Source organism: Trinickia sp., from assembly GCF_057351765.1.
Map to the genome: position 1 here is coordinate 113,199 of NZ_JBMRBK010000091.1, position 24,790 is coordinate 137,988.

The following is a 24,790-nucleotide window of genomic DNA, read 5'->3' on the forward strand; positions in this document are numbered from 1 at the left end:
ATTGCGATGGCTCAGGCGCACCACGGATTCCGCCTTGGCGCTGCGGCCTCGCCTAGCCACCTTCCGGCGCGCTCGCGCCCACTCGCGAAACACGGTTTGAGCATCGCAACCGCGGCTCGCGATGACAATCCGCATAAAGGAGTCCTAATCGATGAATTCCTCTAGATCGCAAACGCGGTCCTTTACCACCATTTTTATGATTGAAATGTGGGAACGCTTCGGGTATTACGGCATGGCCGCTTTACTCGTGCTTTTCATGATCGAGCGCGTCGGTTTTAGCGACGCCAATGCCAACTTGACATGGGGTGCCTTCACGGCGCTCGTCTACGCCGCGCCTTCGATCGGTGGATGGATCGGCGACAAGGTGCTGGGCACGCGTCGCACGATGCTGCTCGGCGCGGTGGTGCTCATCGTCGGCTACCTGATGCTCGCCGTTCCCGACGACAGGCTCGGATTCGTCTATGCCGCGCTCGGCGTGATCGTGGTGGGCAACGGTCTTTTCAAAGCCAACGCGGCCAACCTCGTGCGGCGCATCTATGAAGGCGACGATGCCCGCATCGATAGCGCATTCACGATCTATTACATGGCGATCAACGTCGGCTCCACGGTATCGATGCTCGCCACGCCGTGGATCAAGGACCGCTGGGGTTGGCATGCGGCTTTCGGCGTGTGCTGTGCAGGCATGACCGTTGGTGTGCTCTGCTGTCTCGCGCGATACGGCACGCTCGTGCGGATCGGCTCGGCGCCCGACGACAAGCCCGTGCATCGTCGGCGCCTCGCCATGGTGCTGGCGGCGGGCGCAGCGCTGGCACTTGCGACGGTCTTCGTTCTTCAGCATCGGGCGCTTGCCGTCGCGTGCGTCTACGTCGCCGCCGTGGCAATCGTCGCGATCTTCGCGTTGATGACGCTGACCTGCGAGCGCGCCGAGCGTGCCGGACTCGTGGCGGCGTTCGTACTGGTGCTGCAATCGATTCTCTTCTTCGTGTTCTATCAACAGATGTCGACCTCGCTGACGCTCTTCGCTTTGCGCAATGTCGACCCGGCCCTCTCGATTGCCGGCGTCACGCTTTTTTCGTGGAGCCCCGCCCAGTTCCAGGCGCTCAATCCGATCTGGGTCATGCTGATGAGTCCGTTGCTCGCGGGGCTCTATACGCGCCTCGCACAAGGCGGACGCGACGTCGGCATCGCGACGAAATTCGCGCTTGGATTCGTCGCCGTGGCGGCCGGCTTTTTCGTCTATGCGGTAAGCGGCCGCTACGCGATGGACGGCCGTGTTTCGTCGTGGTTCATGGTGCTGGGATATGGGCTCAATTCGCTCGGAGAGCTGCTCGTCAGCGGGCTGGGGCTGGCGATGATCGCCCGCTATATCCCGGCGCGCATGGGCGGCTTCATGATGGGCGCGTACTTCGTTGCAACGGGTGTCGCGCAATATCTGGGCAGCGTCGTCGCCAATCTCGCGCAATTGCCATCGAACGATTTGCCCGCGGTGCAATCGCTTCCGCTCTATATCGATCTTTTTGCAAAACTCGGGTGGCTCGCCGCCGCAGGTGCGCTAATCTCCATCCTGCTGTTGCCACTGATGCGCAGACTCGGGAACACGCACCGCCGCTCGGCGGCAGTGCTCGCCGGTGCAACGACGAGCGCTCGCTCGCGCGCATTCGTCTCCGACTGATCTGCGCTGCGCCGGGCCGGGCCTGTTCGGAGCCGGTGACCGACGAGCAATACCTTGTCGGGCCCAGGCAGCAATGCTGAGGGCTTGGCAACCGGCATAGCGCAGTTGGCGGCCAACCCGGCCGACTTTGCCTAAAATGGGCTCTGGCGCCGGCTGCCGCGGCGCGGTATGCAACCCCGACCGGAGCCGATATTGAAAGTTGCCCGACACTCGACGGCCGATATTCGCATAGGTATCGGCGGCTGGACCTACGAACCGTGGCGCGGGACCTTCTATCCGGAAGGACTCGTGCAAAAGCGCGAACTCGAATACGCGAGCCGCAAGCTGACCTCCATCGAGGTCAACGGCACGTTCTACGGCGCCCAAAAGCCCGAAAGCTTCGCGAAGTGGCGCGACGAAACGCCCGACGATTTCGTCTTCGCCCTCAAAGCGCCACGCTTCGCAACGCACCGCCGCGTGCTGGCCGAGGCGGCGGAATCGATCGAACGCTTCTTTTCCAGCGGCGTCACCGAACTCGGTGCCAAGCTGGGGCCGATCAACTGGCAGTTCGCACCCACGAAGAAATTCGATCCTGAGGACTTCGAAGCGTTTTTGCGCCTGTTGCCCAATCGCGTCGACGGCCGCACGATCCGGCATGCGCTGGAAGTACGTCACGAGAGCTTCCGGGATCCGTCATTCATCGCGTTGGCGCGCGAGCACCGTGTGGCCGTTGTGATAGCCGGCGACAGCAAATACCCTCAAATCGCAGCTCTCACCGCACCGTTCGTCTATGCCCGCATCATGGGAACGGAAGAGGCACATCCACTCGGGTACACGAAGCGGGCGCTCGATGAGTGGGCCGAACGCGTGCGCCGCTGGGCCGCGGGCGGTATGCCGCAGGGGCTCGAAACCGTCGATGGCGACGAGGCATCGCTCGGCGGCAAAGATAACCCACGCGATGTCTATCTTTACGTGATCAGCGGCTTCAAGACCCTGAACCCGGCGGCAAGCATGGCGCTCATCGAACGCGTCGGGCAGCGGGCCAAACACTAGACCAGGCGCGGCCGAGCGCAGTTCCCCGGCCATCGAGCGACACGCGGCCGATTCCCGCTCAATCGAGCAACGCTGCCGCGCGTTTTTTCAGTTCGGCGCCGAATTCGTCGAGCAGTCCAATCGACAAGCGCCAGCTCTGCCAGTACAGATCGACGTCGAGGTGCCGGCCCGGCAACAGCTCGATCAACTGCCCCGCCGCGAGCGGCTCCGCGATCATCTGCATCGGACACATGCCCCAGCCCAGCCCCATCGAACATGCCCGCAAAAAGCCGCCGACGTGAGGCACCCAGTGCACGGGCGGATCGACGACCGCACGCGTGACCCGGCGCACGAACCGCGCCTGTAACGCGTCCTTCGCGTTGAACACGACGCATGGCGCGCGCCGCAGCGCATCGCGATCGACTCCGCTCGCGAAGTAGCGCGCAAAAAACGGCGGCGTGCAGACGGCCAAATAGCGCATCGTGCCGAGCCGGGTCGACCGGCACCCTTGCACGGGACTCGCCTGCGTCGTGACGGCACCCTGCACGCTGCCGTCGCGGATGCGTTGCGCGGTGTGGTCCTGGTCGTCGATGACCAGATCGAGCAGCGTCTCGCGCTCGACGCAAAAGGCCGCCACGGCATCGACGAACCATGTGCCGACGCTGTCGTCGTTGACCGCCACACGCAAAGTCGGCCATGCCTGAGCGAGCGCACCGCCGCCCGGCATGAGCGGCATACGCCCACTCAGCTCCGCCTCCAACAGACGCACGCGCTCGGTATGCCGGCAGAGCAGCGCCCCCGAGGGCGTAGCCACGCACGGCTGTCCGCGCTTGACGAGAATGCTGCCGATGCGTTCCTCGAGCAGCTTCACCCGCTGCGAGACCGCGGAGGGCGTGACGTTCAATTCATTCGCGGCGCGCTCGAACGAACCGTGACGGACCACGGCCGCGAGCGCGTTGAGCAAAGCATAGTCGAGCATTAGAAACGCTTAATTGGCCTAACGAAAATTAGCTTTCCTTAGCATACCGCCGAGTCGCAGACTACGCTCGTTCGCCCCAAACGTCCACCTGCGTATCCCATGAATCCGACCGCTTTCTCGCATGGCGCCGTGCTGTCGGCGTCGCTGATCGTCACCATAGGCGCTCAAAACGCCTTCGTTTTGCGGCAAGGCATCATGCGCTCGCACGTCGGCAAGATCGTCGCACTGTGCAGCCTGTCCGACTTCGTTCTGATTGCCGCCGGCGTTGGCGGCGCATCGACGCTCGCCGCGCGGTACCCGCGTTTCGTCGAATTCGTTTTGTACGCGGGGCTCGCGTATCTGGCGTGGTTCGGTATCGGCGCGCTGTCCCGGGCGTTGCGCCCGGGACATGCGGTCATGGAAGTCCAGGGCGATGGCGCCGGCCCGAACGGGCAAAGCGCATGGGCGGCCGTGCTGACGACCCTGGCCCTCACCTGGCTCAACCCGCACGTCTATCTCGACGCGATGTTGCTCATCGGAACGGCCGGCGCGCGCGAACCCGAAAACGCGCGAGTGGCGTTCGCGCTCGGCGCGATGGCGGCGAGCCTCGTCTGGTTCGTATCGATTGGATATGGCGCGCGGTTTCTCGCGCCGCTTTTTCGGAAAGCGTCCGCGTGGCGCCTGCTCGACGGCGCAACCGGCGGCATGGTGCTGCTCGTGGCCGCCACGCAGCTACGCTGACAATCCCTGTCGATCGCTGTCGATCGATTGCCCCCGATATTTCTTTCACCTCGCTTTCGATTGCAAAACGCCGGCAGTTGATATATATCTCCCCAACGGTTGACCAGCCGTCAACGTTGAGAGGCGTTCATGAAAATCAAAATTATCGGGTATTGCGCCCTGGGGGCGATTGCACTCGCACTGTTCGTCACGATGTGTGCGATCTTGCGCGATGCAATCATCACACACGACATCGACGCGAAATCGCAGGTCGACGGCGGCATGCATGTGGCCGAAGGAGCCACCACCGTGCCGGCGCTGAGGGCCAAACCCTAGCGGGGTACCCGGTGGCGGGTCTACGGCGGCGGCAGGCGGTCGGAAACGAGCCGGCTCAAATACCGGTAATCGCGCAGCAGGGCACTATGCCCCTTGCCCCAGGCGGATAAGAAGCGGAACAGGTGCGGGCCTGAAAACACGGCTTTCTTGGCGCCCCAGACGAACCCGAGAAACTCGTACGACAGGACGCGCAGCGGCCGCGGATTGGCGATCATCGCGTCGAAAAGATTGACGTAGATGTGCGAACTCTGGTGTTCGACGCCATAGCTGACGTGCTCGTGATCGTGCACGGCGCGCGCTGACGGCTCGAACAGAAGCTTCACGCCGCTGCTGCGCCACAGCGCACCCATGAAGCGATCGTCCGACGTCCGAATACCCTCGTTCCACGGTTTTGCGAGGGCGAGCTTGCGGGCGTAGATGAAAAAGGCCCCGATCAGAAAATCGGGCGATTCCCCCGGTTTGGCCGCGCGGCCATACCCGATCGCGCGCATCACCACAGGCGCGCTCCAATCTTCGCCCCAGCAAACGCTGCCCGCGACGACGCGGTGTCCGGACTGCGCCTCGTAAGTCTCGAACAGACGGCGAATGGCTTGCGGCTCGACGCAAATATCGTCGTCGACATTGACGATCAGATCGGTATCGGCCGAGCGCGCGCAAAAATTCCGTGCGGCGGCAACGTTCTTGCCGTCGTGAAAGCGCAGTTTGACGAAATCGTGACCGGCGCACACATCGACGACTTTCTTTTGCAGTTCGCGGTCCGGCGTCGAATCGCAGACGAAGACATCGAAAGGCAATTGCTCGCGCGCCACGGCCAAGGCCTGGAGGCAGCGCTGCAGCTTTTCCGGACGATTGCGTGTGGGAATTACCACGCTGACGGACGTCATGACTTTCTCCGTGGTCATTGAAGCGGTGGAAAAACCGCTTGTCGCCGTCACCTTACTCGTACGAAAAGAGACAAAAAATCAAAAAACCCCCAACAACCCGGCTGGCATAGAGGTGGGACGGGCATCGCTATAATGGCGCATTGCAATTTCCAATGAGCACCGCTTCGATGGCGCACGACGAACACGATCACGGCCACGACGGCAAGCACCATCACGCGCATACGGGGCACGGTCATGCCGGCCACAGCCACAGCCACGCCGGCCATCACCATGCGTATGGCGCCGAGGACCAGCGCCGCATCGCCTGGGCCTTCGTCACGATTGCGGTGTTCATGATCGTGGAGGTCGTCGGCGGTGTGCTCTCGGGCTCCCTGGCCCTGTTGGCCGACGCCGGCCACATGATCAGCGACGCGGCTGCACTCGGCTTCAGTTGGGTCGCGATCCACTACGGCAGGCGGCCGGCCACAGCGGAACTCTCGTATGGCTACAAGCGCCTCGAAATTCTCGCGGCTTTCGTCAACGGCTGCGCGCTTTTCGTGATCGCGGCCTGGATCGTGATCGAGGCCATCCGGCGTTTCGCCGCGCCCGTACCCGTGGTCGGCAAGACCATGCTGATCGTGGCGGTGGCCGGGCTCGCCGCCAATGCGGTGGCGTTCCTCGTCCTGCACGGCGGGAACCGCGAAAACCTCAATATGCGCGGCGCCTGGCTGCACGTGCTCGGCGACATGCTCGGCTCGGCGGCGGCCATTGTCGCCGCGATCGTCATTTTGCTCACCGGGTGGTCGCCGATCGATCCCATCTTGTCGATCGTCGTCGCGGTGATCATCCTCAAGAGCGCGTGGGAGATCGTCAAATCCTCGGCGCATATCCTGCTCGAAGGCGCACCGGATAGCCTCAGTCTCGCGGAGATCAAAGCCGACCTCGAAGAAAATGTTCCTGAAGTGGACAATGCGCATCATATTCACGCCTGGTCGATCACGGGCGAACGACATGTCGTGACGCTGCATGTCCACCCCACCGCCGGCGTGCCCGCACACGATGTCGTCGTCGCCGTGCAGCGCCGGCTCGCCGTACGGTTCGATGTCGCGCACGCGACGATTCAGGTGGAAGAGCAGGCGTGCGCCGATTCCCACGAAGCGCACGATCATGACTCGCACGATTGCCACTAGCTGGCACCGACGCCGGGCACCGGCGGGAGAATAACCAATGGCCTCACCCCATGACAGCGTCAGCATGGCGCTTTTTTGCGACTTCGAAAACGTTGCGCTTGGCGTTCGCGACTCGAAGTATGAAAAGTTCGACATCAAGCCCGTCCTCGAACGCTTGCTATTGAAGGGAAGCATCGTCGTCAAGAAGGCCTACTGCGATTGGGACCGCTACAAAGGCTTCAAGGCAGCCATGCATGAAGCCAGTTTCGAATTGATCGAAATTCCGCACGTGCGCCAATCGGGCAAGAATTCGGCGGATATCAGGCTGGTGGTCGACGCCCTCGATCTTTGCTACACGAAATCGCACGTGGACACGTTCGTCATCATCAGCGGCGACTCCGATTTCTCCCCGCTGGTCTCGAAGCTGCGCGAGAACGACAAGAAGGTGATCGGCATCGGCGTGAAAAATTCGACGTCGGACCTGCTCGTCGCGAACTGCGACGAATTCATCTTCTACGACGATCTCGTGCGCGAGCAGCAACGCGCCATCGCAAAGCAAGAGGCGCGCGCCGCGCTCCCGGCCGCGAAGCGTTCGGCCGACGAGGACAAGCAGCCGAAAGACGAGACGATGGATACGCGCAAGGCCCAGGCCATCGCGCTCGCCGTCGAAACGTTCGACGCTCTCGTCTCCGAAAGAGGAGACAGCGGAAAGATCTGGGCGTCGGTACTCAAAAGCGCAATCAAACGGCGCAAGCCCGATTTCAGCGAGTCGTACTACGGCTTCCGCGCCTTCGGCAATCTGCTCGAAGAAGCGCAATCGCGCGGTTTGCTCGAGGTGGGTCGCGACGATAAATCCGGCGCGTTCGTCTATCGAAGCTCGCCCGCCGCGGCATCGCACCCGGAGCCAGGCCGCACCGCGACGGCGGAGCCGGCTGCAATGGAAGCCCCGATGCACGCGGAGGCAGCGGCTGCCGCGCACACGGAGCAGCCTCCTCGCGCACCACGACGGGGACGCAAAAAGGCCGCGGCAAGGGAAGCGGAGACGAGCGTGTCCAGTACGCCCAGCAACGAAACCGCGGAACTGCCCCGCTCGCCGGAGGGAGCGACGGCTGACATTGCACCCGAAAAAACAACAAAAGCCGCAAGAGCGCCAAGGGCCGCAAAAACCGCGAAAGCGCCAGGTCAATCGACGCCGCGGGCCAAGCGTTCGCGCAAGGTCACCGCGTCGGTCAGCGAGGAGTGAAACGGGAGCGGCGAATCGGCACCCGCTTGACTCAACTCAGCTGAGCCTGTGCGGGCTGCGCCCCGGTTTACTCGCGAATCGCCGCAACCCGCCCCGCCTTGACGGCCGCTTTCAGCGTCGACCAGTCCGCCTCGTTGCGCTCGGCATAGGCCAGCGCGAAGGTTTCGATGGCCGCATCGAAAGCGTCCGACTTGCCAAGATAGCCGCACATTCGAGCGGGATCGCCGGCTTTGGCCATCGCATGTGCCAACGCCGTACCGCACGAAACCGCATACGCGCCAAGATCCTCTACGTCGAACCTCGCGAAATCGAAGGCGCCCTTCATATCGCGCAACTGCCTGACGTAGAAATCGCTGCCGGTGTGATGCATCTTGGACCAGCCGAGAAAAATATCGCTCGCCGACTGCAGCATGCGCTGACCGTTCACTACGCGCTGGCCGTGATTCGAGTATTGGCTGCGCGGTAGATAGCTCTCCAGGACGGAAGTCCGAGCCTCCTTCAACTGCAGAAAGAGCGGAGATTCGCCATCGGCCATGAAAAGGGCCTCATAGCAGCGCGTTCCCACGGAGCCCACCCCGACGACGCGAATCGCAACATCGACCAATTCGTATCGATCGAACAGCGCGCGCCGCTCATCGGAAAGCGTCAACCGATAGTCAGCGAAAAAACGCCTGATCATGTCGTCGTACTGACGACGCTCGCGCTGGGTCGCGAGCGGAACGTGATAGACGAGCGGAGGGTTTTCCTTGATCCGGTACTTGCCGTCGACCTGCACGGCCGCATGATCGAGCACGGAGCGCGACGATTGCAGCCTCGCCTTGTCGACGACTAACGCCTCCCTTTTTCTTTCGCCGGCGGAATCGGCAATGTCGAGCATGGACGCCGCGCTGAACTGGTAGTACCAGAGATCGAGCACATCCATCTTGCTGAATTCGGCCATACGCTGCCGGAATGTCTCGCTGAGCCGCCGTACTAGCTTGCGCTGATCGCTCGCCGCGAATCCGCGCTCGCGCGCGGCGATCGCGAACGACGCAGCCAGCCTGCGCACATCCCAGTCGAAGGGCCCCGGCAGCGTTTCGTCGAAGTCGTTGGGCCCGAAAAGAATCCGCCGCTCCGGGCTCGCGAAGAGCCCGAAGTTGGCCAGATGTGCATCGCCGCACAACTGCACGATGATGTCGGTACGCGGCAATCCCGCAAGATCGAATGCCATCAGCGCCGCCGCCCCGCGATAAAACGCGAACGGATTCGCGACCATGCGCCCGTAGCGGATCGGTATCAGTTCGGGCACGCGGCCCACGTTCGACGCTTCGAGCAGCGCGATCGGGTCGCGCTTTTTCAGCTTGCAGATGGCGAGCCGCGTGCGCGGCACCTTCTTTCGCGCGGCGCGACCCAACTGCATGCGCTCGGCGAGCGAACCGCGACCCGCAAAGAGGTCGGAGAGATCCGGCTGCGCCGCCGGCAATACGCCGTTCGCATCGTTCATCGACGGTTCGCCGGATCGCTGGCCGCCATCGAGGTGCTTACCTCCGTTTCGGACGGCGCTGCGCGTCCGGGCCGCCGCACAGCCCGCACCTTTGCGCTATTGCCGCCACCGCAGAAGAACTGCTCGTGGCCATCGGATTCGAGTCCGGACACACCCGTACCGGCCGGCATCTCGAGGCTGCACAGCACTTCGCCCGTGCGCGGGTCGATCTGCCGGATCTCGCTCTCGTCGTCCTCCCAGGTAGCGTGCCAGAGTTCGCCCTCCACCCAGGTCACGCCCGTTACGAATCGATTCGATTCGATGGTTCGGCGTACTGCGCCTGTCTCGGGATCGAGTTCGTCGATCTTCTTCTCGCGGTACCGCCCCACCCAGAGCGATCCCTCGGCCCACGCGAGCCCCGATACGCCATCGCCGGGCGCCGGTATCGTCGCAATCACACGGCCTTGCTCGAGATCGAGCTTCTGAATGACGTTCCCGGCGATCTGATACAGGTATCGCCCATCGAAAGCCGTTCCCGCGCCCGCGGGCACTTCGATCGAGCGCAGCACGGCACCGCTTGCGGGGTCCAACGCATTGACTTTGTCGCCCGATGCGAACCAGACCTGCCCGCCGTCATAGGTCACGCCAGCTACATGGTCGACGCCCTCGAAAGGCCCGTACTCGCGGATGATTTCTGCAGTGAATCGGTTCATGGCGCCCTCCTCATCCTAATCATCAAGAAACCGCCATCCTAATGGTTCAGAAACGGAGCGGGGAGTAACAACGGTGTCGCGGATCCCACTACCGGCACGCTCCAGCGGCGCGCCGGCCCGCGGCCCAACGAGCGCACCTTGCCGAGATCGGCGAGCGATTCGAGCGTGCGCTGCACATTGCGCTGGCTCTCGCCAAGCGCCAGCGCGAGCGCGGAACTCGACCAGGATTCCCCGTCGGCCAGGAGTGCCAGCAACGCGGCGTGCTTCTCTTCGGATGGATGATCGAGCAGCGCCACCTCGGCCGCACTCGACGGCACCAAGACGAACCCACGCCGCGTCGCACGAATGTCGGCCATCGAACCGAGCATCGTGCGCAAGCGGCCGATCTCCACGCGCAATCGCACGCGATGCGATTCGTCCGCTGCTTTGACGCGAAATGCCTGCGCGATGAGCGTACTCCTCGGCACATCTTCAGGCCAGGCTTGCCCGAGCAGGCGGGCAAGTACGAACAATACGGGGCGCGTCGCCAGCGATATCGTTCGAGGGCCGATGCGCACGATACGGCGGCAGGCATCCACGACGAGCGTTGCCGCATTGGGTGCGAGCAGCGCTTCGATCTCGTCGAGCGAGACGAGCCGCGCTTCGCCGCGCGCAATCAAACGACCAGCCGGCTCATTCACGATGCGCGTTGCGGTTTCGATCTCCGCTATCAATGCAGGGATGCGCGCTCGACGTGCCGCCTGTTCGGCGCGCGCCAGCGCCGCGCGAGCCGTCGCTGCCTGAAGACGCCGCATCGCAATGCCGGCCGCAACGAGTTCGTGAGCCGCCGTCAGGGCGGGCGGCAACGATAGGTGAACGAGCTCGGCAAGCGCGCGCTGAGCATCGTCGAGCTTTCCGATGAGCAGTAATCGCCGCGCCTCGAGATATCCCGCATGGGCCGCGTTGACATGATCGCCGTGGGCGTCGAGCGTGGCGCGTGCGGCGGTGAGTGTCTTCGCGGACCAGCTCAATTCGCGCGCGGCCAAGGCAATTTCCGCCTCGGCGATGTCGCATCGCGCACGCGCCACGGCTTCGTCCGGCCCGAACGCGCGGGCCGCCTTGCGCATCAATGTCTTCGCGCGAACGAAGTCGCCGAGCTGTGCCATGGCGATGCCGCGAAGCGCCAGTGCGTGCGCATCGTCGCGCAGCGCAACGCGATTCAATGCGCCGAGCGGATCACCGCAAGCCAGTGCCCGGGCCGCGGCCGTAATTAGTGCGTCCATCGGAATCCCGCCACACTTGTCACTCCCACCGGTTCGGTTCGTGGTCCTAATCTATCACACAGATATCGAGCAGCCCGTCGCTTTGCGCAGCGGCGCTGACCGACTCACCACCATGCAGTTCAACTGCACTATCAGATAGGAGAAGATCATGACCGGACATATCACAGCCACGCGTGACGAGTGGCTCGCGGCACGGCTCGAATTGCTCAAAGCCGAGAAGGAGTTGACGCGGCGCAGCGACGAACTGGCGCAACAACGTCAGTCGCTGCCGTGGGTAAAGATCGACAAGGATTACCGTTTCGATACCGATGCCGGCCCAGCTTCGCTGACCGATCTCTTTCAAGGCCGTTCTCAACTTCTCGTCTACCACTTCATGTTCGGGCCCGACTACAAGGCCGGGTGTCCTTCGTGCTCGATGATTGCGGATGGGTTCAACGGCTTCGCTGTTCATTTGGCTCAGCATGATGTCATGCTCATGGCCGTGTCGCGCGCGCCTCTGGAAAAATTGCAGGCCTATAAAAAGCGCATGGGATGGACGTTCCCGTGGGCATCGTCGAGCGACAGCGATTTCAACTTCGACTTCAATGTTTCGTTCACGGAGCAACAGCAGCGCGAAGGCACCATCGAATACAACTATGAACGCGGCGGCCATGCGATGGATATGACGCCTGCGCCCGAGCCCGTTGCTCAGTTCGCCAAGACGTGCGGAACGGATGCACCGACCTATGCGCGCGATCGGCCTGGCTTGAGTGCGTTCGTACTCGAAGATGGAATCGTCTATCACACCTATACGACCTACGCGCGTGGGCTCGATGCGCTTTGGGGAGCATATCAGTGGCTCGATCGCGCGCCGCTTGGGCGGAACGAAACTGGCATCTGGTGGAGCCGTCACGATGAATATGAGCGTGCCTGATCGTTGGCGACGGGCGACGCTGTACCGGATGCCGCACGGCTAACTGACGAGAGAGGCCGACATGTCTTCTGTACGTACTTCGCATGCAGCACTGTTCGCAGCGTCAGCACTGCTGTTTGCGGCGAGCGCGGTGACGACAGTCATGTGGTCGCTATCGATGTCGTCCATGGGCGAGATGCCGATGCCGGGCGGCTGGTCGATGTCGATGACGTGGATGCCAACGTGTGGTGAGACTTGGCTGGGCGCCGCCGCGTCGTTCGTCGGGATGTGGACGGTGATGATGGTGGCGATGATGCTGCCGTCGCTCGTGCCGATGCTGATGCGGTATCGCGAAGCAATCCGCTCCGCGAGCCGGCGGCACGAGGAATGGCTGACGGCGCTCGTCGGCGTCGGCTATTTCGCGGTTTGGACTGCGCTGGGCGTTGCCGTGTTCGCGCTGGGCAGCGCGGTTGCGTCAGCCGAAATGCGGATACCCGCGCTCGCGCGCATCGTCCCTGTCGCGGTCGGCTCCGTCGCGCTCGCAGCCGGTGCGTTGCAGTTCACGGCTTGGAAAGCGAGGCAGCTTGCTTGTTGCAAGATGATGTCCCCGCATTGCCATGAGCGAATCGGGGGCTCCGGTGCAGCATTGCGGCATGGCTTGCATCTCGGCTTACGTTGCAGCAATTGCTGCATCGGGCTGACGGCGCTCTTGCTGGTAGCCGGAGTCATGAATCTGGGCGCGATGGCACTCGTTACCGTCGCCATCACGGCGGAGCGGTTGTCGCCCGTGGGCGAGCGTATAGCTCGGGGGATCGGGGCGGTGCTTCTTTTGGCGGGCGTTTTCCTCATTGCACGAGCAGCCGGGTTCTCGGCATTTGCATCGTTCGAATGAGGTAAGCAAGATGCCTCACGCCGCCATATCCGGAGGTAAATCGGCCGGTTCGCGGTCAATCGTGATTCCCTGGACGTAGGCCAGTCCCGAGTCTGCGGCTCGGCGGAGGAACTCGCGTGCGCCAAGGAGTTTGTGCGGTGACCTGAATCAGTATCGGTTCGGGCCCGGTGGCCGGATCGCTTTTCGGCAAATCGTCCTTTTCCGGCAAAATGCGGCGCATCGCCTCCAGGATCGCAACCCAATCCGTCGGCTCGAGCTCCTCTCCCACGGGAAGAATGTGCACGCGTTTGGCGACATCCAGTGCTTGAGCCATGCTGTTGATCGCGCGGGTTTGATTGAGAGCGAACACGAGATCCGCCAAATCGCTCCGCGAAACAGGCTCGCCCGCTTTCAATTGACGTAACGTCTTTGCGGCGACGTCGAGCACATTTTCCAAGTTGGGCGTAGGCAATGCATCGGGAAGAAAATATCGTCCCTCGTCGAAGATCACATTCCCGTCGCCGCCGACGTCGAGCACTTCACGGGTATCGTTCATGAAGTCGATGCCGCGATCCAGAAAATCCTCGACTGCTGCGCGAGTCGCGATGCCCTCTGGTGTGCTACTCAGGCACGTCTCGTAAAGCGACTGCAACTTGGTCCCTTCCAGGCAATACCGGAACGCCTCGTCCGCGAGCGATGACGGTCGATTCAATATGAAGCTATCGTTGGCTGCCGCATAGAGCAATGTCGGCGGCGCCTCATCCATCAGTTCGGGATAGCGCAGGCTGAGCGAGAAATGCAGGGCCGACGGCTTGTCCAATTGCGGCAACAAATCTTGCGTTCGCACTAGCGTCGGAATTTCGACGACCTCGTCATCGATTTTGGGCCAGGCACGCTGAACATCCGGCACGACAGCGGAGCGCATGAGGAATTCCAGCGCGGCGCGCCGCACGGGTACAGTCGCGATCTCCGTTGTCTGCGCCGGCACGCTGCCGTTGGCTGGAAAGTATGAGGACAGATCGCGATAGCGAAGCCCTTCATTGTTGGCCAGTGCCTTTCCTTGCTCGAGGATACTCTCCCGCGCGGCGGCCCGGGGGAACAGTACCTCCCATCTGGCTATCAGCGACAACGTCGCCACGCTGATCTTGACGACTTTGCCGGGCTTGGCCGGATCGATGTAGACGGCGTGATCCATGCCATGCCCGATCATCTTCAAAGTATTCGGCGGTAGCGGATCGAGCCTTTTCCATGCCCACAAGAACAGTTCGCGCTTACGCTGAGCAGTCGCGCCCCGGAAGAGCTTGCCAGTCATCGTGCGGAATTCCCCTTCATCGAACGCCGATGCGCCCAGGATCGCGCTGAGCCTTTCGCGCAATTCGCCACGAGTAAATTCGATCTTCACATGGGCGCGCCGCGGCAGCATCGCGAGCGCATCCAGCTCGGAGCCGTGTAATGCGCGACGGGTTGCACCCGGTGTTGGCGGGACCGTCTCGGCTGCTTCGCCTGAAACTGAATCTTGCGGAAAATTTACGCTATTGCCGACCCTCGCCGAGGAATCGTTGGGTATATTCATACATAGTGCGGTTAAATGACAGGGAGCAGATCGCTTACGCCAAAAAGTCTATTCCGTATTCAATCGTCCATGCCCGATTAGACGAAGACGATTGCGAGGGAGCGAAAAATGGGCCTATGTTTCCGCTTCAACCGCCACCGGACCTATGACCGCCTCCATACTCGTCACCAACTCGTCTTTCAGAACACGCCCTGCGTGGAGGCTGTTGAGCGGGTTATCCGCAAGCGACGAGTGCCGTGCGAGCGCCACGTCGGCATGCTCCGGTTGGGCGTCGCGGTGCGCTGGGTGTCCCGCTCGGAAATTTGGATGACGCGGACGTCGAGGTCAGCGGCGAGCTTCGCCCATTCATCGCGATGGCTGGGCATACGTTGTTGCCAGGCATCCAGATCGAAGCGCTCGGCCATCGCGACAAGCGCGCGTTTCGCGCGTCGAATGAGGCAACGAGAGGTGCGTGAACGGCCCGAGGGTTGTCTTGCTTAACGGCCTGTCTTGAGAGAACTCTAGAGAAGGCATCCAACGCCGGGCTCCCCTAAAGTCTCGCCCCATTTCTTCCGATAAAGCGACGTGGTGCGAGGCTCGCGGACCAGGGAGAGGGGCAGCCTCGCTTACCGAATACCTGAGACATGAAAACCCGAATCGCTGGAGGTGTGGTGGCATTTGCGAATCCCGCCCATCGCGCACTATATCCTCACAGGTCTTCTCGACATGAACTCGAAGCGCATCGCTTATTGTTTCCCGAATCTCTTGGAGGCATTTTTCATCGTCATCGCACTCTATTTTCTCGAGCTTGTGACGAATGCGCTGATTTGGCACTTGGGAGTGCTTGCCGGTCTCAAGGCAATCGCCATCGGAGACCTGGGCCGCGTGCTTGCCTACGGGATGGGCTTTGCAGTTCTGCTTCACTGCAACTCGCTGACGTACCGCGGCCTCGTGGAAGGCGATCGCTTTTCATGGCAAGCTACGCTCGGTTTGTTCATGGTGCCCGTGCTGCTCTTCACCCCAGGCATGCTGGCGGTCGTGGACCTTTTGCAGATACCCACGATCAAGTTATTTCCGTTGAGCGAGTCCCAACGGGAGGCGGGCTATCGATTCCTCACCGATGGTCTAAGCTCGATCGTCCTCGTGAGCATTCTTGCCCCAGTCATCGAGGAGCTGCTGTTTCGCGGGATCATTTTGCGCAGCTTCCTGCAGCAATATTCACGTTCACGTGCGATCGTGTATTCAGCTGTCGTGTTCGGTTTTGCGCATATGAACATCCATCAGTTTGTGACTGCTCTCGCGGCCGGGCTCGTCATCGGGAAGATTTATGAGCGCACTCGTTCGCTGCTCCCGGGTATGTTGCTGCATGCCTTTTACAATACGGCCGTAACGGTCGTAGCGTTCCGCTGCAGTCGTGATGCCACCAGCATGTGTGGCGAGTGGGGTATGCCGCAGATGTGGTATCCGTTCGCGCTGGTGAGTGGCGCAATAGGATTGTGGTTACTATCCAAGCTACTCGGCATAAAGACGCTTGCGGCTTTCCGTGGATGCTGAATAGTTCAGCGTTATAGCGCGGGTGGTCGGGGCGATACTTGTTGCCGTGGGCTCGATGCTCATCGCCCGGGCCGCGCATCGCATCTAAGCCCGTTGTGCGGTAGCATCCCCGCATTTGTCGCTTCGTCATCGCACAATGAGAACCTTCGCGCTATACGTCGCGACAGCGATCGCTGAAATCATCGGCTGCTATTTGCCATACCTGTGGCTCAAGCAAGGGAAAAGCGTGGCGCTCCTCATACCGGCCGCGCTGTCGCTGGCGATTTTCGCATGGCTGCTGACGCTGCATCCAAGCGCTGCGGGCCGCGTCTATGCGGCCTATGGCGGAGTCTATATCTCGATCGCGTTGATCTGGCTCTGGCTCGTCGATGGAATGCGTCCCACGGCCTGGGACTTGGCCGGCGTGGCATTCTCGCTACTCGGGATGGCGATCATCGCATTTCAACCGCGCTGATCTTGTTGTTTGCAGGACCGAGCGCACTTTGTCTTCGCGCTGCCATGAACGGGGCGGGGACGGCGGCGCGGCGCTGCGGCCGGTCCCGAAGCGAATCGACTGTCTTACGGAGTCTGTAGCGTTCCATCCTTCAGCCGCGTCTGCGTCCAAGTGATCACCGTGTTTTCGCAGGGATATTTCGCTGCCTCGGCTTCATCGAAGTCCACGCCAAGGCCCGATTTGTCGTTCGCGTAAACGTGCCCGTTCCTGAATTCGGGAAGGCCGGGGAATACTTCCAGCAATGCCGCCCTCGGCCCCTTGAGTTCCTGAATCACGAAGTTGGGCGGCTCAGTGCCGGACCATTCCTGCACGCCGAAATTGCGCGATGCGAGATCGATATGGATATTTGCCGCGTGCGCCAGTGGCGACATGTCGCCCGGACCGTGCCACGCGGTCCTGACGCCGAACTGCTCGGCAAAAATCTGCAGCTTGCGCCCCGCGGTGATACCTCCGATCTGGCTCAGGTGAACGCGAATGAAGTCGATCAACCGCTCGGTGATCAGAAAGCGCCATTCATACGGATTGTTGAAAAGCTCGCCCTGAGCCAGTGGTGTAGTCGTCTTCTCCCGCAACTGACGGATCCATTCGCCCTCTTCGAGCGCGATTGCATCTTCGAGAAAGAACAGATCGTACTGCTCGAGTTCGCGCGCGAAGCGAATGGCTTCGACCGGCTTCAGGCGTTCATGCACGTCGTGACACAGCGCGACATCAAAGCCGACCTTGTTGCGAACGCCATCGAACAACTTGAGCGTTTCGCGCATGTATTTTTTGCTGTCGAGGTACACGCCATCCGCGGCACGTTGCGGCGCGCTCGCCGGCGCCTTGCCGTAACAGTCGCCGCCGTAGCCGCCGCTTTGGCAGCGGATGTGCGTGATGCCTTGCTCGCGATACTGCTGGATGTTCTCGTACAACTCGCCTAAATCGCGGCCATCCGCATGCCGATAAACAGGCACGCCTTCGCGGCACTTGCCCCCGAAAAGCTGATAGAGGGGCATGTTCGCCATCTTGCCCTTGATGTCCCACAACGCCATGTCGATGCCCGAAATCGCGTTGTTTTCAATCGGACCGTTGCGCCAGTAGGCGTTCTGGTGCATCAGTTGCCAGAGTTCCTCGATCGCCTCGGCATTGCGTCCGATCAGCAGCGGCCGCAGATACTCGTCGATGAGACATTTGACTGCGACGTGCCGGTAGGCGAACGTCGCGCATCCGAGACCATACAGGCCGGGTTGGTTGGTCTCGACCTTGACGACGATCAGGTTGATGCCTTCCGGTGCGGTCAGGATGACCTTTACATCGGTAATGAGGGTTGCCATTTCTTGTCTGCCAAAATCGATTCAATGAATCGAAACCGAATCATGTGGTACGTCAGATCCGGCGCAGTGAGAGAGGTTGGTCGTCTGCCGAGCGCTGCCCGGAACGCGCGGGGACCGTGATCATCAGGATGACCGACAGCAGCAGCGCAGCCGCCATGAAGATATACGATGCAGAAGGGCTGCCGGTCGCGCCGTTCAGATACCCGACCACCCACGAGCCGAGAAACGCGCCCAGCGCGCCGCTTGCGTTGATGAAACCGATTGCGCCACCGAGCACGTTGCTCGGAATGAGTTCCGGCACGAGCGCGAAGAACGGGCCGTACGGCGCATACATCGTTGCGCCAGCAAGGACAAGCAATGCGAACGAGAGCCAGAAGTTCGATCCGCCGACCATGTACGAGGCCACGAGTGCAATGGTCCCGACGAGCAGCAGAGGCCAAACGAACATTTTGCGGTTGCGCGTTTTGTCCGACAGCCATGACATGAGCAGCATCAGAATGATCGCGGCGAGATAAGGAACTGCGGTGAGCCAGCCGACCGACACGATGTCGATCGTCGATGCGGCCTTGAGAATTGACGGCAGCCACATGATGAAGCCATAGACGCCGACGCTCCAGAGGGCGTGAATCGCGCAGCACTTCAGCACCACAGACGAACGGAATGCCGCCTTGTAGTCGCGCACCGGTGCGATGTGGGCCTGCTCCGCCTTCAGGCGCGCGTCGAGTTCGGTCTTTTCCGCGTCGGTCATCCACGGCGCGTCGGCAGGGCGATCCTTAACCGTGAACCACCAGACCACCGCCCATGCAAGCGCCGGCAGCCCTTCGATGACGAACATTTCGCGCCAGCCGAAGCTGTGTACCAGATAGCCCGACACCACCGACATCCACAGCACCGTCACTGGATTGCCGAGAATCAGGAACGTATTCGCGCGCGAGCGCTCGGTACGCGTGAACCAGCGGCTGATGTACATCAGCATCGATGGCATCACTGCGGCCTCCACCACGCCGAGCACGAAGCGCAGCACCATCAGCATCGGAATGTTGCTAACCATTCCGGTCGCCGCGGCGCACATGCCCCACAGGATCAGACTGAAGAAGATGAGCTTCTTCACGCTGTTGCGCTGCGCGTAGATCGCACCGGGTACCTGGAACAGGCAGTAGCCGAGAAAGAACAGCGAGCCGATCAGCGATGACGTGCCGTGCGTGATGCCGAGGTCCTTGTCGATCCCGGCCGCCGCGGCGAAGCCGTAGTTGGCGCGGTCGAGGTACGCGAGACTGTAGGTGATGAAGATGATGGGCATCAAGTACCACCATCTTTGGGTTGCTACGGGTTTGACGCTTTCCATGATGTCTCCGGATAGGGGCGCGAGGACGATTCCTTTTCGCGCGGGACGCCTGTTGTTTTGGTATTCCCCGCGCGAACCTGCTTTCAAAGAACGGCGAGCCAGCCGCCGTCGACATAGATGATCTGGCCGTTCACATAGCTCGATGCCGCCGACGCGAGGTACACGGCAGTGCCGACGAGTTCCTCCGGCTTGCCCCAGCGTTGCGTAGGATTGCTGCTCTTGACCCATGCGTCGAACGTCGCGTTCTCGACGAGCGGCTTGTTCATGTCGGTCAGGATGTAGCCCGGACCGATCGCGTTCGCCTGAATGTTCGACGACGCCCATTCGGCGCTCATTGCGCGAGTGAGCATCTTGATGCCGCCCTTGGCCGCCGTGTACGCGCCCACCGTTGCACGCGCGGCTTCGCTCGTGAGCGAGCCGATATTGATGATCTTGCCGCCCGTGCCGCGCGCGATCATGCGTCGCGCGGCTTGTTTCGCGACGATGAATGCGCTGGTCAGATTGGTGTCGATGACGCGCCGCCAATCGCCCAGCTCGAGTTCGACGAGCGGCTTGCGAAACTGAATGCCGGCGTTGTTGACGACGATGTCGATCTGCACGCCGTCCTGGTCCCACTGCGCGAATGCATCGGTGACGGCCTGTTCGTCGGTCACGTCGAACGCGCGTCCTTGCGCGTCGAACCCTTTGCCGGCGAGCCGGCCTACCGCGGCGGCGATCGTATCGACCTGCGTTCCGTTCAGAATCACTCGCGCGCCTGCCGTCGCGAGCCCCTCGGCGAGCGCGAAGCCGATGCCGCGCGCCGAACCGGTGACGAGCGCCGTGCGGCCGCTAAGGTCGAATAATGAAGTCATTTGCTTGTATTCCTCTAGATGGCCGGAAGCGAGGCGCGAGTGCGCCCCTCGCGACCGGTTCTCCAGCCGCGATGATGTCGATATCGAATCCACTGGCTAACGCGTCAGACGGGCTTGTCGGTGTTGGCGTGATTCAGTGCCGCGCGATCTTCGAAGTCCTGTTCGGCTCGCTTGATGAGCGTGAGCACTGCTTCTTCCGCTGCGGCCTGATCGCCTTTTTCGATGGCGATGCAAAGCGCTTCATGCATCGGCAGCGAACGGGCCGGACCGCCCGCGATCTCCGAACTGAGTTCGAAGCTCGTCTGCAAGATGGACGACAGCGCGTTCTGCATCTGCTGGACGAACTGGTTGTGACACGCGGTGAGAATCGCACCGTGAAACGCGAGATCGGCGGGCACGTATTCGCCGTGGCCGGCGACCGCACGCTCCATCGCCCGGTAGGCGCGCCGGACCGCGATACGATCCTCGTCGGTCGCGCGCTTCGCGGCGAGCCGTGCTGCGTTGGGCTCGATGATCAGACGCAGTTCCATCAGATCCTGGATCAGCCCCTCATCGACCGCGCCGGCGCGTGCGCGCCAAGTGATGACGTCAGGATCGAACAACTGCCATTGCGAGCGCGGCAGCACGACCGTGCCGTAGCGGCGGCGCACTTGCAGCATGCCCTTGGCGGACAGCGATTTGACCGTCTCGCGGATCGTGATGCGGCTCACCTGCATCTGTTCGGCTAGTACGTCCTCGGCCGGGAGGACGTCGCCCGGTGCGAACTGGCCGGAGCAAATCTTCTCGCCCATGCGATTCAGAACCTGCCGATGCAGAGTCGCCATGAATGCCCCTTCTAGATCATACGTATGATGTAGAAGGATAGAGGCACGGATCATCTGCTGCAATTCGGGTTGACCCGAGGCCACGGTAGGGTGGTTTTGCCGGCTTGCGGTGGAAGCGCGCTCGACCGGGTGCGTCCCGTTCGATTCAAGGCGTGACTTGCCAGTCCGGAAAGCCATGTGGCGGTTCGTGGCCGACAGGGTTAAAACCGGTCGTTCATGGCTGAATGACCGTCTTCTCACGCGCGCGAACGAAGGAAACTGGCCGAACCCGGCCCATGACAACGGACCGGAGTCGACCCGTTACGGACAGTCAGCGCTCTCGATAACAGACGGTCGCCGACAACAAATTTTCCATTCAGCGACGGACATTCCAACCATTTGGCTTGTTCTACGATGCCGATATAATGACGCTGCGGTGGGCGGATGGACACCCCGCAAGGGACACCAGAGGGTAATGCTGACCGCGCCCAGGGACTTGGGCACCGTTTGCGTAATAGTCAGGCGCAGACCTTGCCCCGCCGCACACGTTCTCAGACGAATACAAATCAATGTCTCCAGACGGCATTAACTCAGGGTGCTCCGAACTGTTCGACATTTGGTGCGACCGTCGTGCCGCCCGTCCCTTGCGCCACTTGCTTCGCGCATGGCCGCTATCAAGCGGTCTGACGGACGATTGGGGTGATCTTCACGAAGCATTACGGGCACTGCGAGCCGACTGTCGAACAGAGATTTCCGAGGCGGAATTGGCAAGGGTTGACGACCTAATCAGTGCCATCGCCGCCATCGTTTTTCGGCGATGACCGACTACGGTAAGAACATGAATTGCGATTGCCACGACCAGCCTGCAATACACAGGGTTGGTGGGAATTTGCGGACATTATTTCCCAGCTTCAAACATGTGGACGCTGCACTTTGGAGGGCGCTTTTGTGCTGCCCCACGTGTGGACAACTATGGGCTATTGATGAATGGGACAAGTATCAGATTCAGCTCGCGGTAAAGGTCGCAGATGCGGAAGGCTGGAATGCTTCAGACGAGGCACTGCGCAAGGCGTATCTTGCTCAGTCGCGTGGAGAGAATGCGGCTGCAAAGTGCATGTGGAATGGCTGCGAGAAGAACCAGTTGATCGGTAGCGCATACTGCGTCGACCATCTCTACGCCACTGGCGCAAGAACCTGACTGGGTCGCGAGTTCGCTATACGACGCTACTGGGTGAATACGCTTGCCGTATCGTCCACGAAGAGGGGAAAGTCATGGAGTGCGCACCACGCTTTCAGTTGCGTGTGAATCGAGCTCCAGTACGGTCGCGCCCAGTCGGGTGCAGAGGCTTGCCACACCGCTTCTGTTGGCAGATAGATGGAGGGAACTCCCATCGGCATTTCGAGAATCAATTCGCCAAGTGAACTCGAGCAAACAAGCTCTTCTTTCCATCGCGGCCGGAAGGTGAAATCCATATGTCGTGCGACGCCTAGTGTCCAATGGTGGAACTTGATTGTCGACGATCTGGACGTGCACGTCGACTGACTGCTTGTGGCCGTTCCCAGTCCCTATCGCTGCTCGACTTGGCCAGTTCTCGGCAAGATCTGGCGCTGCATCAATGCGGAACGTGAACGTTCATCGAAACGACCATTGCGATCCACAGCGCTATCCAGATCGGTCCGAGCACTGCGAAAAACTTGACCCTTCCGACCGTATGCATTAAGCCCGAGCGCGTTTTGAACAATTGGTACTTAACGGTCTTCACCGCACCGTCGCGGCAGAAAACCCACCATGCAAACAAGACGGCGACGAAAAAGATGCTGCAGTACCACGTCAATACATACGGATTCTGGTCCTGCGGTCGAAAGTAATGCCAAACATCCGGCACTTCCCCCGCAACTATTCCAACTCCCATTACTACCCAAGGGAGGGCCGATACGAGAGCCAACTGCCTGCGCAGCACCCTTGCTTCATCGCTTGCTTGCGGACTCCCCGATCCCGACGCCGCTGCGACTCGCTCGCTCGATAAATAGTTAAATGCCGTCACGACCAAGCTTAGCACCCAGAAATAGCGCGAAAACATGCTGAACAGATTCAATGTGGCCCCCGAGGACGATCAAAATTTTGTGCGTTTCGTGATCATGTTCTGTGGGTGATTCAGCCCCCACATGGTCTTCGGTGAGATTGTCACCAATCTTGGCCGCAGTGTCGACTGTCCGCTCATGGCCGACTGCTGCCCGATACGGCCGGCGGCAGTCGACCCTTCTCTGTCGTTCCACTCAGGCAGCAGTAGCGACCGTTATCGTGTGTAAAGCGGCCTCTGCCTGCCCGCGCGGGCGGCTTTTGCGCTCATGCAATGAGCCTAGCCCATCAGTCTCGTCCACGCATCATCCATAGGTTGCTCGGGGCGAACAGCGTATGCAATTGCTGCGCGTTCTTCATCGGCGCGATAGCGCACCTTCAGATGCCACCGTGCGCGGCGATAAACATGGCGACAGCCGACCGGCAATAGGATTCGATTTCGTTGTCGTCCTCTGCTCTCGCCTCATCGAAGCGTGCGATCAGCAGGAGATCGGCCCCTTTGAAAAGCGCGGCAAACAAGCGTGCGGACAGCAGAGCATCGGGTACGTTCAGCAGCCCTTTCTCGTGCAACTGACGCAACACGGCCTCGATGTGGGCGATGACATGGGCCGGCCCGGCTTCGTAATGGAGCTTGCTTAACGCCTTTTGATTCGTCTTGTCGGCCAAAACCATGGCTTCGACACTGCGGACGTCCGGGCTCAATAGCGTGCGAAGCAGGGAGGAGCCGACCGCCACCAGCTGATCTTCGGCCGAACCGTCAACGTCTTCGGAAAGGGCCTGCGGTGCAAATTGATCGCAGCGGGCCACCATGGCCGCGTTGAACAGCGCCTCCTTGTTCTCGAAGTGCCGATAGATGCTCAGCTTGGATATCTTCGCCCGCTGCGCGACCTTGTCCATGGTCGTCGCTTGAAACCCCAATTCCACAAAGAGTTCGCAGGCCGCGTCGACGATCGTTTGGCGAAGCGCTTCGTTGGCGGGCCGGCCGCGCCGGCCCTGGCTATTTTCGGTCACGACAATTCCGGTACTTGACAGTATTGAAATTCGTTAATACGATACCACTTAGTATCTCAATGTGCAAGCCAAAGGGCAGGTTTCAACCGGTTGTCCAGATCCGGTGCCCCCGGCCCACCCCTCATCCACAACACGGAGCCCATCACCATGAATGACGTCATCATCATCGGCGGCAGCTTTGCCGGCCTCGCCGCCGCCCTTCAACTCGGCCGTGCCCGCCGCAAGGTCACCGTTCTCGATACGGGCCGGCCGCGCAACCGCTTTGCTGGCCACTCGCATGGCCTGCTCGGCCACGATCACAAGCCGCCGCTGGACATCCTGGTCGAGGCGCGGCAGCAGCTGGCGCGCTATCCAACGATCAGCCTCGTCAATGCCCGGGCCGAGAGCGTGTCTGGCGCCATCGACAATTTCTGCGTCGTCACTGACGATCACGAAAGCTTGAGGGCGCACCGCCTGATACTGAGCTATGGCGTCACCGACCAGATGCCTGATGTTCCGGGCTTTGCCGAAAGCTGGGGCACGTCCATCGTGCCCTGCCCCTATTGCGACGGCTTTGAAGTCGCCGGCCAGCATTGGGGCCTCGTCTGGTCCAGCCCGCAGTCGTACCAGTCGGCCA

At 61.3% G+C, this 24,790-nt stretch carries 26 protein-coding genes; 12 read left to right on the forward strand and 14 right to left on the reverse strand.

Annotation, left to right across the window (positions count from 1 at the left end):
• Window positions 1–151 precede the first annotated feature (151 nt).
• On the forward strand, window positions 152–1,672 hold the full coding sequence (locus tag ACO1XS_RS24950) for a peptide MFS transporter (protein WP_486391946.1): 1,521 nt from the start codon (window positions 152–154) through the stop codon (window positions 1,670–1,672).
• A 168-nt stretch (window positions 1,673–1,840) separates the two neighbouring features.
• The gene (locus ACO1XS_RS24955) at window positions 1,841–2,704 is read left to right on the forward strand and encodes a DUF72 domain-containing protein (RefSeq protein ID WP_486391947.1); all 864 of its coding nucleotides are present in this window, start codon (window positions 1,841–1,843) and stop codon (window positions 2,702–2,704) included.
• 58 nt (window positions 2,705–2,762) lie between these two features.
• Here the strand turns inward: ACO1XS_RS24955 and ACO1XS_RS24960 are convergent, their stop codons facing one another.
• The gene (locus ACO1XS_RS24960; RefSeq protein ID WP_486391948.1) at window positions 2,763–3,662 is read right to left on the reverse strand and encodes a LysR family transcriptional regulator ArgP; all 900 of its coding nucleotides are present in this window, start codon (window positions 3,660–3,662) and stop codon (window positions 2,763–2,765) included.
• A gap of 99 nt (window positions 3,663–3,761) precedes the next feature.
• Between ACO1XS_RS24960 and ACO1XS_RS24965 the strand changes: the two genes are divergently transcribed.
• Complete coding sequence (locus tag ACO1XS_RS24965; RefSeq protein ID WP_331571554.1) at window positions 3,762–4,382, forward strand: LysE/ArgO family amino acid transporter; 621 nt, start codon at window positions 3,762–3,764, stop codon at window positions 4,380–4,382.
• 129 nt (window positions 4,383–4,511) lie between these two features.
• On the forward strand, window positions 4,512–4,697 hold the full coding sequence (locus tag ACO1XS_RS24970; protein ID WP_440561951.1) for a hypothetical protein: 186 nt from the start codon (window positions 4,512–4,514) through the stop codon (window positions 4,695–4,697).
• 20 nt (window positions 4,698–4,717) lie between these two features.
• On the opposite strand, the gene ACO1XS_RS24975 is transcribed toward ACO1XS_RS24970, so the two are convergent.
• The gene (locus ACO1XS_RS24975; protein ID WP_486391949.1) at window positions 4,718–5,581 is read right to left on the reverse strand and encodes a glycosyltransferase family 2 protein; all 864 of its coding nucleotides are present in this window, start codon (window positions 5,579–5,581) and stop codon (window positions 4,718–4,720) included.
• Window positions 5,582–5,733: 152 nt separating this feature from the next.
• Here ACO1XS_RS24975 and ACO1XS_RS24980 point away from each other — a divergent pair, with 152 nt between their 5' ends.
• Both ACO1XS_RS24980 and ACO1XS_RS24985 read left to right on the forward strand, forming a co-directional pair.
• A complete protein-coding gene (locus ACO1XS_RS24980; RefSeq protein WP_331573058.1) occupies window positions 5,734–6,750 on the forward strand; it encodes a cation diffusion facilitator family transporter in 1,017 nt (338 codons plus the stop codon).
• A 37-nt stretch (window positions 6,751–6,787) separates the two neighbouring features.
• Window positions 6,788–7,972 carry an NYN domain-containing protein gene (locus ACO1XS_RS24985; RefSeq protein WP_486391950.1) on the forward strand — a complete coding sequence of 395 codons (1,185 nt, stop codon included), beginning with the start codon at window positions 6,788–6,790 and terminating at the stop codon, window positions 7,970–7,972.
• 67 nt (window positions 7,973–8,039) lie between these two features.
• Here ACO1XS_RS24985 and ACO1XS_RS24990 read toward each other — a convergent pair whose 3' ends face one another.
• Genes ACO1XS_RS24990 through ACO1XS_RS25000 form a run of 3 tightly spaced genes read right to left on the reverse strand, consistent with a single transcriptional unit; the run spans window position 8,040 to window position 11,409 of the window.
• Window positions 8,040–9,455 carry a DUF2252 domain-containing protein gene (locus ACO1XS_RS24990; RefSeq protein ID WP_486391951.1) on the reverse strand — a complete coding sequence of 472 codons (1,416 nt, stop codon included), beginning with the start codon at window positions 9,453–9,455 and terminating at the stop codon, window positions 8,040–8,042.
• Window positions 9,452–10,147: an NHL repeat-containing protein gene (locus tag ACO1XS_RS24995; protein ID WP_486391952.1), complete on the reverse strand. Its 696-nt coding sequence runs from the start codon at window positions 10,145–10,147 to the stop codon at window positions 9,452–9,454. Before ACO1XS_RS24995 ends, ACO1XS_RS24990 begins: the two co-directional genes overlap by 4 nt.
• 38 nt (window positions 10,148–10,185) lie before the next feature.
• Complete coding sequence (locus tag ACO1XS_RS25000; protein ID WP_486391953.1) at window positions 10,186–11,409, reverse strand: helix-turn-helix domain-containing protein; 1,224 nt, start codon at window positions 11,407–11,409, stop codon at window positions 10,186–10,188.
• 148 nt (window positions 11,410–11,557) lie between these two features.
• Between ACO1XS_RS25000 and ACO1XS_RS25005 the strand changes: the two genes are divergently transcribed.
• Window positions 11,558–12,322, forward strand: a complete 765-nt coding sequence (locus ACO1XS_RS25005; protein WP_331573070.1) for a DUF899 domain-containing protein — start codon at window positions 11,558–11,560, stop codon at window positions 12,320–12,322.
• A gap of 61 nt (window positions 12,323–12,383) precedes the next feature.
• Window positions 12,384–13,193 (forward strand): DUF2182 domain-containing protein, encoded by an 810-nt coding sequence (locus ACO1XS_RS25010; RefSeq protein ID WP_486391954.1) that lies wholly within the window; start codon window positions 12,384–12,386, stop codon window positions 13,191–13,193.
• A 55-nt stretch (window positions 13,194–13,248) separates the two neighbouring features.
• Here ACO1XS_RS25010 and ACO1XS_RS25015 read toward each other — a convergent pair whose 3' ends face one another.
• Window positions 13,249–14,310, reverse strand: a complete 1,062-nt coding sequence (locus tag ACO1XS_RS25015; RefSeq protein ID WP_486391955.1) for a hypothetical protein — start codon at window positions 14,308–14,310, stop codon at window positions 13,249–13,251.
• A gap of 614 nt (window positions 14,311–14,924) precedes the next feature.
• Entirely contained in the window at window positions 14,925–15,149 is a 225-nt protein-coding gene (locus ACO1XS_RS25020; protein WP_486391956.1) for a hypothetical protein, read from the reverse strand.
• A 301-nt stretch (window positions 15,150–15,450) separates the two neighbouring features.
• Here ACO1XS_RS25020 and ACO1XS_RS25025 point away from each other — a divergent pair, with 301 nt between their 5' ends.
• Together ACO1XS_RS25025 and ACO1XS_RS25030 are read left to right on the forward strand one after the other, a co-directional pair.
• Window positions 15,451–16,278, forward strand: a complete 828-nt coding sequence (locus ACO1XS_RS25025; protein ID WP_486391957.1) for a CPBP family intramembrane glutamic endopeptidase — start codon at window positions 15,451–15,453, stop codon at window positions 16,276–16,278.
• A 136-nt stretch (window positions 16,279–16,414) separates the two neighbouring features.
• Window positions 16,415–16,732, forward strand: a complete 318-nt coding sequence (locus ACO1XS_RS25030; RefSeq protein ID WP_440558714.1) for a YnfA family protein — start codon at window positions 16,415–16,417, stop codon at window positions 16,730–16,732.
• Between the two features lie 104 nt (window positions 16,733–16,836).
• On the opposite strand, the gene ACO1XS_RS25035 is transcribed toward ACO1XS_RS25030, so the two are convergent.
• The 4 genes from ACO1XS_RS25035 to ACO1XS_RS25050 form a co-directional block, all read right to left on the reverse strand.
• Window positions 16,837–18,084, reverse strand: coding sequence for an enolase C-terminal domain-like protein (locus ACO1XS_RS25035; protein ID WP_331573510.1), 1,248 nt, complete (start codon window positions 18,082–18,084; stop codon window positions 16,837–16,839).
• 52 nt (window positions 18,085–18,136) lie between these two features.
• A complete protein-coding gene (locus ACO1XS_RS25040) occupies window positions 18,137–19,429 on the reverse strand; it encodes an MFS transporter (protein WP_331573508.1) in 1,293 nt (430 codons plus the stop codon).
• 83 nt (window positions 19,430–19,512) lie between these two features.
• The gene (locus ACO1XS_RS25045) at window positions 19,513–20,280 is read right to left on the reverse strand and encodes an SDR family oxidoreductase (protein WP_331573506.1); all 768 of its coding nucleotides are present in this window, start codon (window positions 20,278–20,280) and stop codon (window positions 19,513–19,515) included.
• A 104-nt stretch (window positions 20,281–20,384) separates the two neighbouring features.
• Window positions 20,385–21,104, reverse strand: coding sequence for a FadR/GntR family transcriptional regulator (locus ACO1XS_RS25050; RefSeq protein WP_331573504.1), 720 nt, complete (start codon window positions 21,102–21,104; stop codon window positions 20,385–20,387).
• A 796-nt stretch (window positions 21,105–21,900) separates the two neighbouring features.
• On the opposite strand from ACO1XS_RS25050, the gene ACO1XS_RS25055 reads away from it, so the two are divergent.
• Entirely contained in the window at window positions 21,901–22,281 is a 381-nt protein-coding gene (locus ACO1XS_RS25055) for a hypothetical protein (protein WP_486391958.1), read from the forward strand.
• A gap of 26 nt (window positions 22,282–22,307) precedes the next feature.
• Here ACO1XS_RS25055 and ACO1XS_RS25060 read toward each other — a convergent pair whose 3' ends face one another.
• The 3 genes from ACO1XS_RS25060 to ACO1XS_RS25070 form a co-directional block, all read right to left on the reverse strand.
• A complete protein-coding gene (locus ACO1XS_RS25060) occupies window positions 22,308–22,475 on the reverse strand; it encodes a hypothetical protein (protein WP_331573502.1) in 168 nt (55 codons plus the stop codon).
• A 221-nt stretch (window positions 22,476–22,696) separates the two neighbouring features.
• Complete coding sequence (locus ACO1XS_RS25065; protein WP_331573500.1) at window positions 22,697–23,179, reverse strand: hypothetical protein; 483 nt, start codon at window positions 23,177–23,179, stop codon at window positions 22,697–22,699.
• 362 nt (window positions 23,180–23,541) lie between these two features.
• On the reverse strand, window positions 23,542–24,174 hold the full coding sequence (locus ACO1XS_RS25070; protein WP_331573498.1) for a TetR/AcrR family transcriptional regulator: 633 nt from the start codon (window positions 24,172–24,174) through the stop codon (window positions 23,542–23,544).
• A gap of 147 nt (window positions 24,175–24,321) precedes the next feature.
• On the opposite strand from ACO1XS_RS25070, the gene ACO1XS_RS25075 reads away from it, so the two are divergent.
• Window positions 24,322–24,790, forward strand: a 469-nt coding sequence (locus ACO1XS_RS25075) for an NAD(P)/FAD-dependent oxidoreductase (RefSeq protein ID WP_486391959.1), incomplete at its 3' end; no start/stop codon positions are given.

Coding starts and splice junctions, on each gene's coding strand:
- ACO1XS_RS24950 (WP_486391946.1), top strand. CDS start 152: ATGAATTCCTCTAGATCGCAAACGCGGTCCTTTACCACCATTTTTATG.
- ACO1XS_RS24955 (WP_486391947.1), top strand. CDS start 1,841: ATGCAACCCCGACCGGAGCCGATATTGAAAGTTGCCCGACACTCGACG.
- ACO1XS_RS24960 (WP_486391948.1), bottom strand. CDS start 3,662: ATGCTCGACTATGCTTTGCTCAACGCGCTCGCGGCCGTGGTCCGTCAC.
- ACO1XS_RS24965 (WP_331571554.1), top strand. CDS start 3,762: ATGAATCCGACCGCTTTCTCGCATGGCGCCGTGCTGTCGGCGTCGCTG.
- ACO1XS_RS24970 (WP_440561951.1), top strand. CDS start 4,512: ATGAAAATCAAAATTATCGGGTATTGCGCCCTGGGGGCGATTGCACTC.
- ACO1XS_RS24975 (WP_486391949.1), bottom strand. CDS start 5,581: ATGACGTCCGTCAGCGTGGTAATTCCCACACGCAATCGTCCGGAAAAG.
- ACO1XS_RS24980 (WP_331573058.1), top strand. CDS start 5,734: ATGAGCACCGCTTCGATGGCGCACGACGAACACGATCACGGCCACGAC.
- ACO1XS_RS24985 (WP_486391950.1), top strand. CDS start 6,788: ATGGCCTCACCCCATGACAGCGTCAGCATGGCGCTTTTTTGCGACTTC.
- ACO1XS_RS24990 (WP_486391951.1), bottom strand. CDS start 9,455: ATGAACGATGCGAACGGCGTATTGCCGGCGGCGCAGCCGGATCTCTCC.
- ACO1XS_RS24995 (WP_486391952.1), bottom strand. CDS start 10,147: ATGAACCGATTCACTGCAGAAATCATCCGCGAGTACGGGCCTTTCGAG.
- ACO1XS_RS25000 (WP_486391953.1), bottom strand. CDS start 11,409: ATGGACGCACTAATTACGGCCGCGGCCCGGGCACTGGCTTGCGGTGAT.
- ACO1XS_RS25005 (WP_331573070.1), top strand. CDS start 11,558: ATGACCGGACATATCACAGCCACGCGTGACGAGTGGCTCGCGGCACGG.
- ACO1XS_RS25010 (WP_486391954.1), top strand. CDS start 12,384: ATGTCTTCTGTACGTACTTCGCATGCAGCACTGTTCGCAGCGTCAGCA.
- ACO1XS_RS25020 (WP_486391956.1), bottom strand. CDS start 15,149: ATGGCCGAGCGCTTCGATCTGGATGCCTGGCAACAACGTATGCCCAGC.
- ACO1XS_RS25025 (WP_486391957.1), top strand. CDS start 15,451: ATGAACTCGAAGCGCATCGCTTATTGTTTCCCGAATCTCTTGGAGGCA.
- ACO1XS_RS25030 (WP_440558714.1), top strand. CDS start 16,415: ATGAGAACCTTCGCGCTATACGTCGCGACAGCGATCGCTGAAATCATC.
- ACO1XS_RS25035 (WP_331573510.1), bottom strand. CDS start 18,084: ATGGCAACCCTCATTACCGATGTAAAGGTCATCCTGACCGCACCGGAA.
- ACO1XS_RS25040 (WP_331573508.1), bottom strand. CDS start 19,429: ATGGAAAGCGTCAAACCCGTAGCAACCCAAAGATGGTGGTACTTGATG.
- ACO1XS_RS25045 (WP_331573506.1), bottom strand. CDS start 20,280: ATGACTTCATTATTCGACCTTAGCGGCCGCACGGCGCTCGTCACCGGT.
- ACO1XS_RS25050 (WP_331573504.1), bottom strand. CDS start 21,104: ATGGCGACTCTGCATCGGCAGGTTCTGAATCGCATGGGCGAGAAGATT.
- ACO1XS_RS25055 (WP_486391958.1), top strand. CDS start 21,901: ATGACCGACTACGGTAAGAACATGAATTGCGATTGCCACGACCAGCCT.
- ACO1XS_RS25060 (WP_331573502.1), bottom strand. CDS start 22,475: ATGGGAGTTCCCTCCATCTATCTGCCAACAGAAGCGGTGTGGCAAGCC.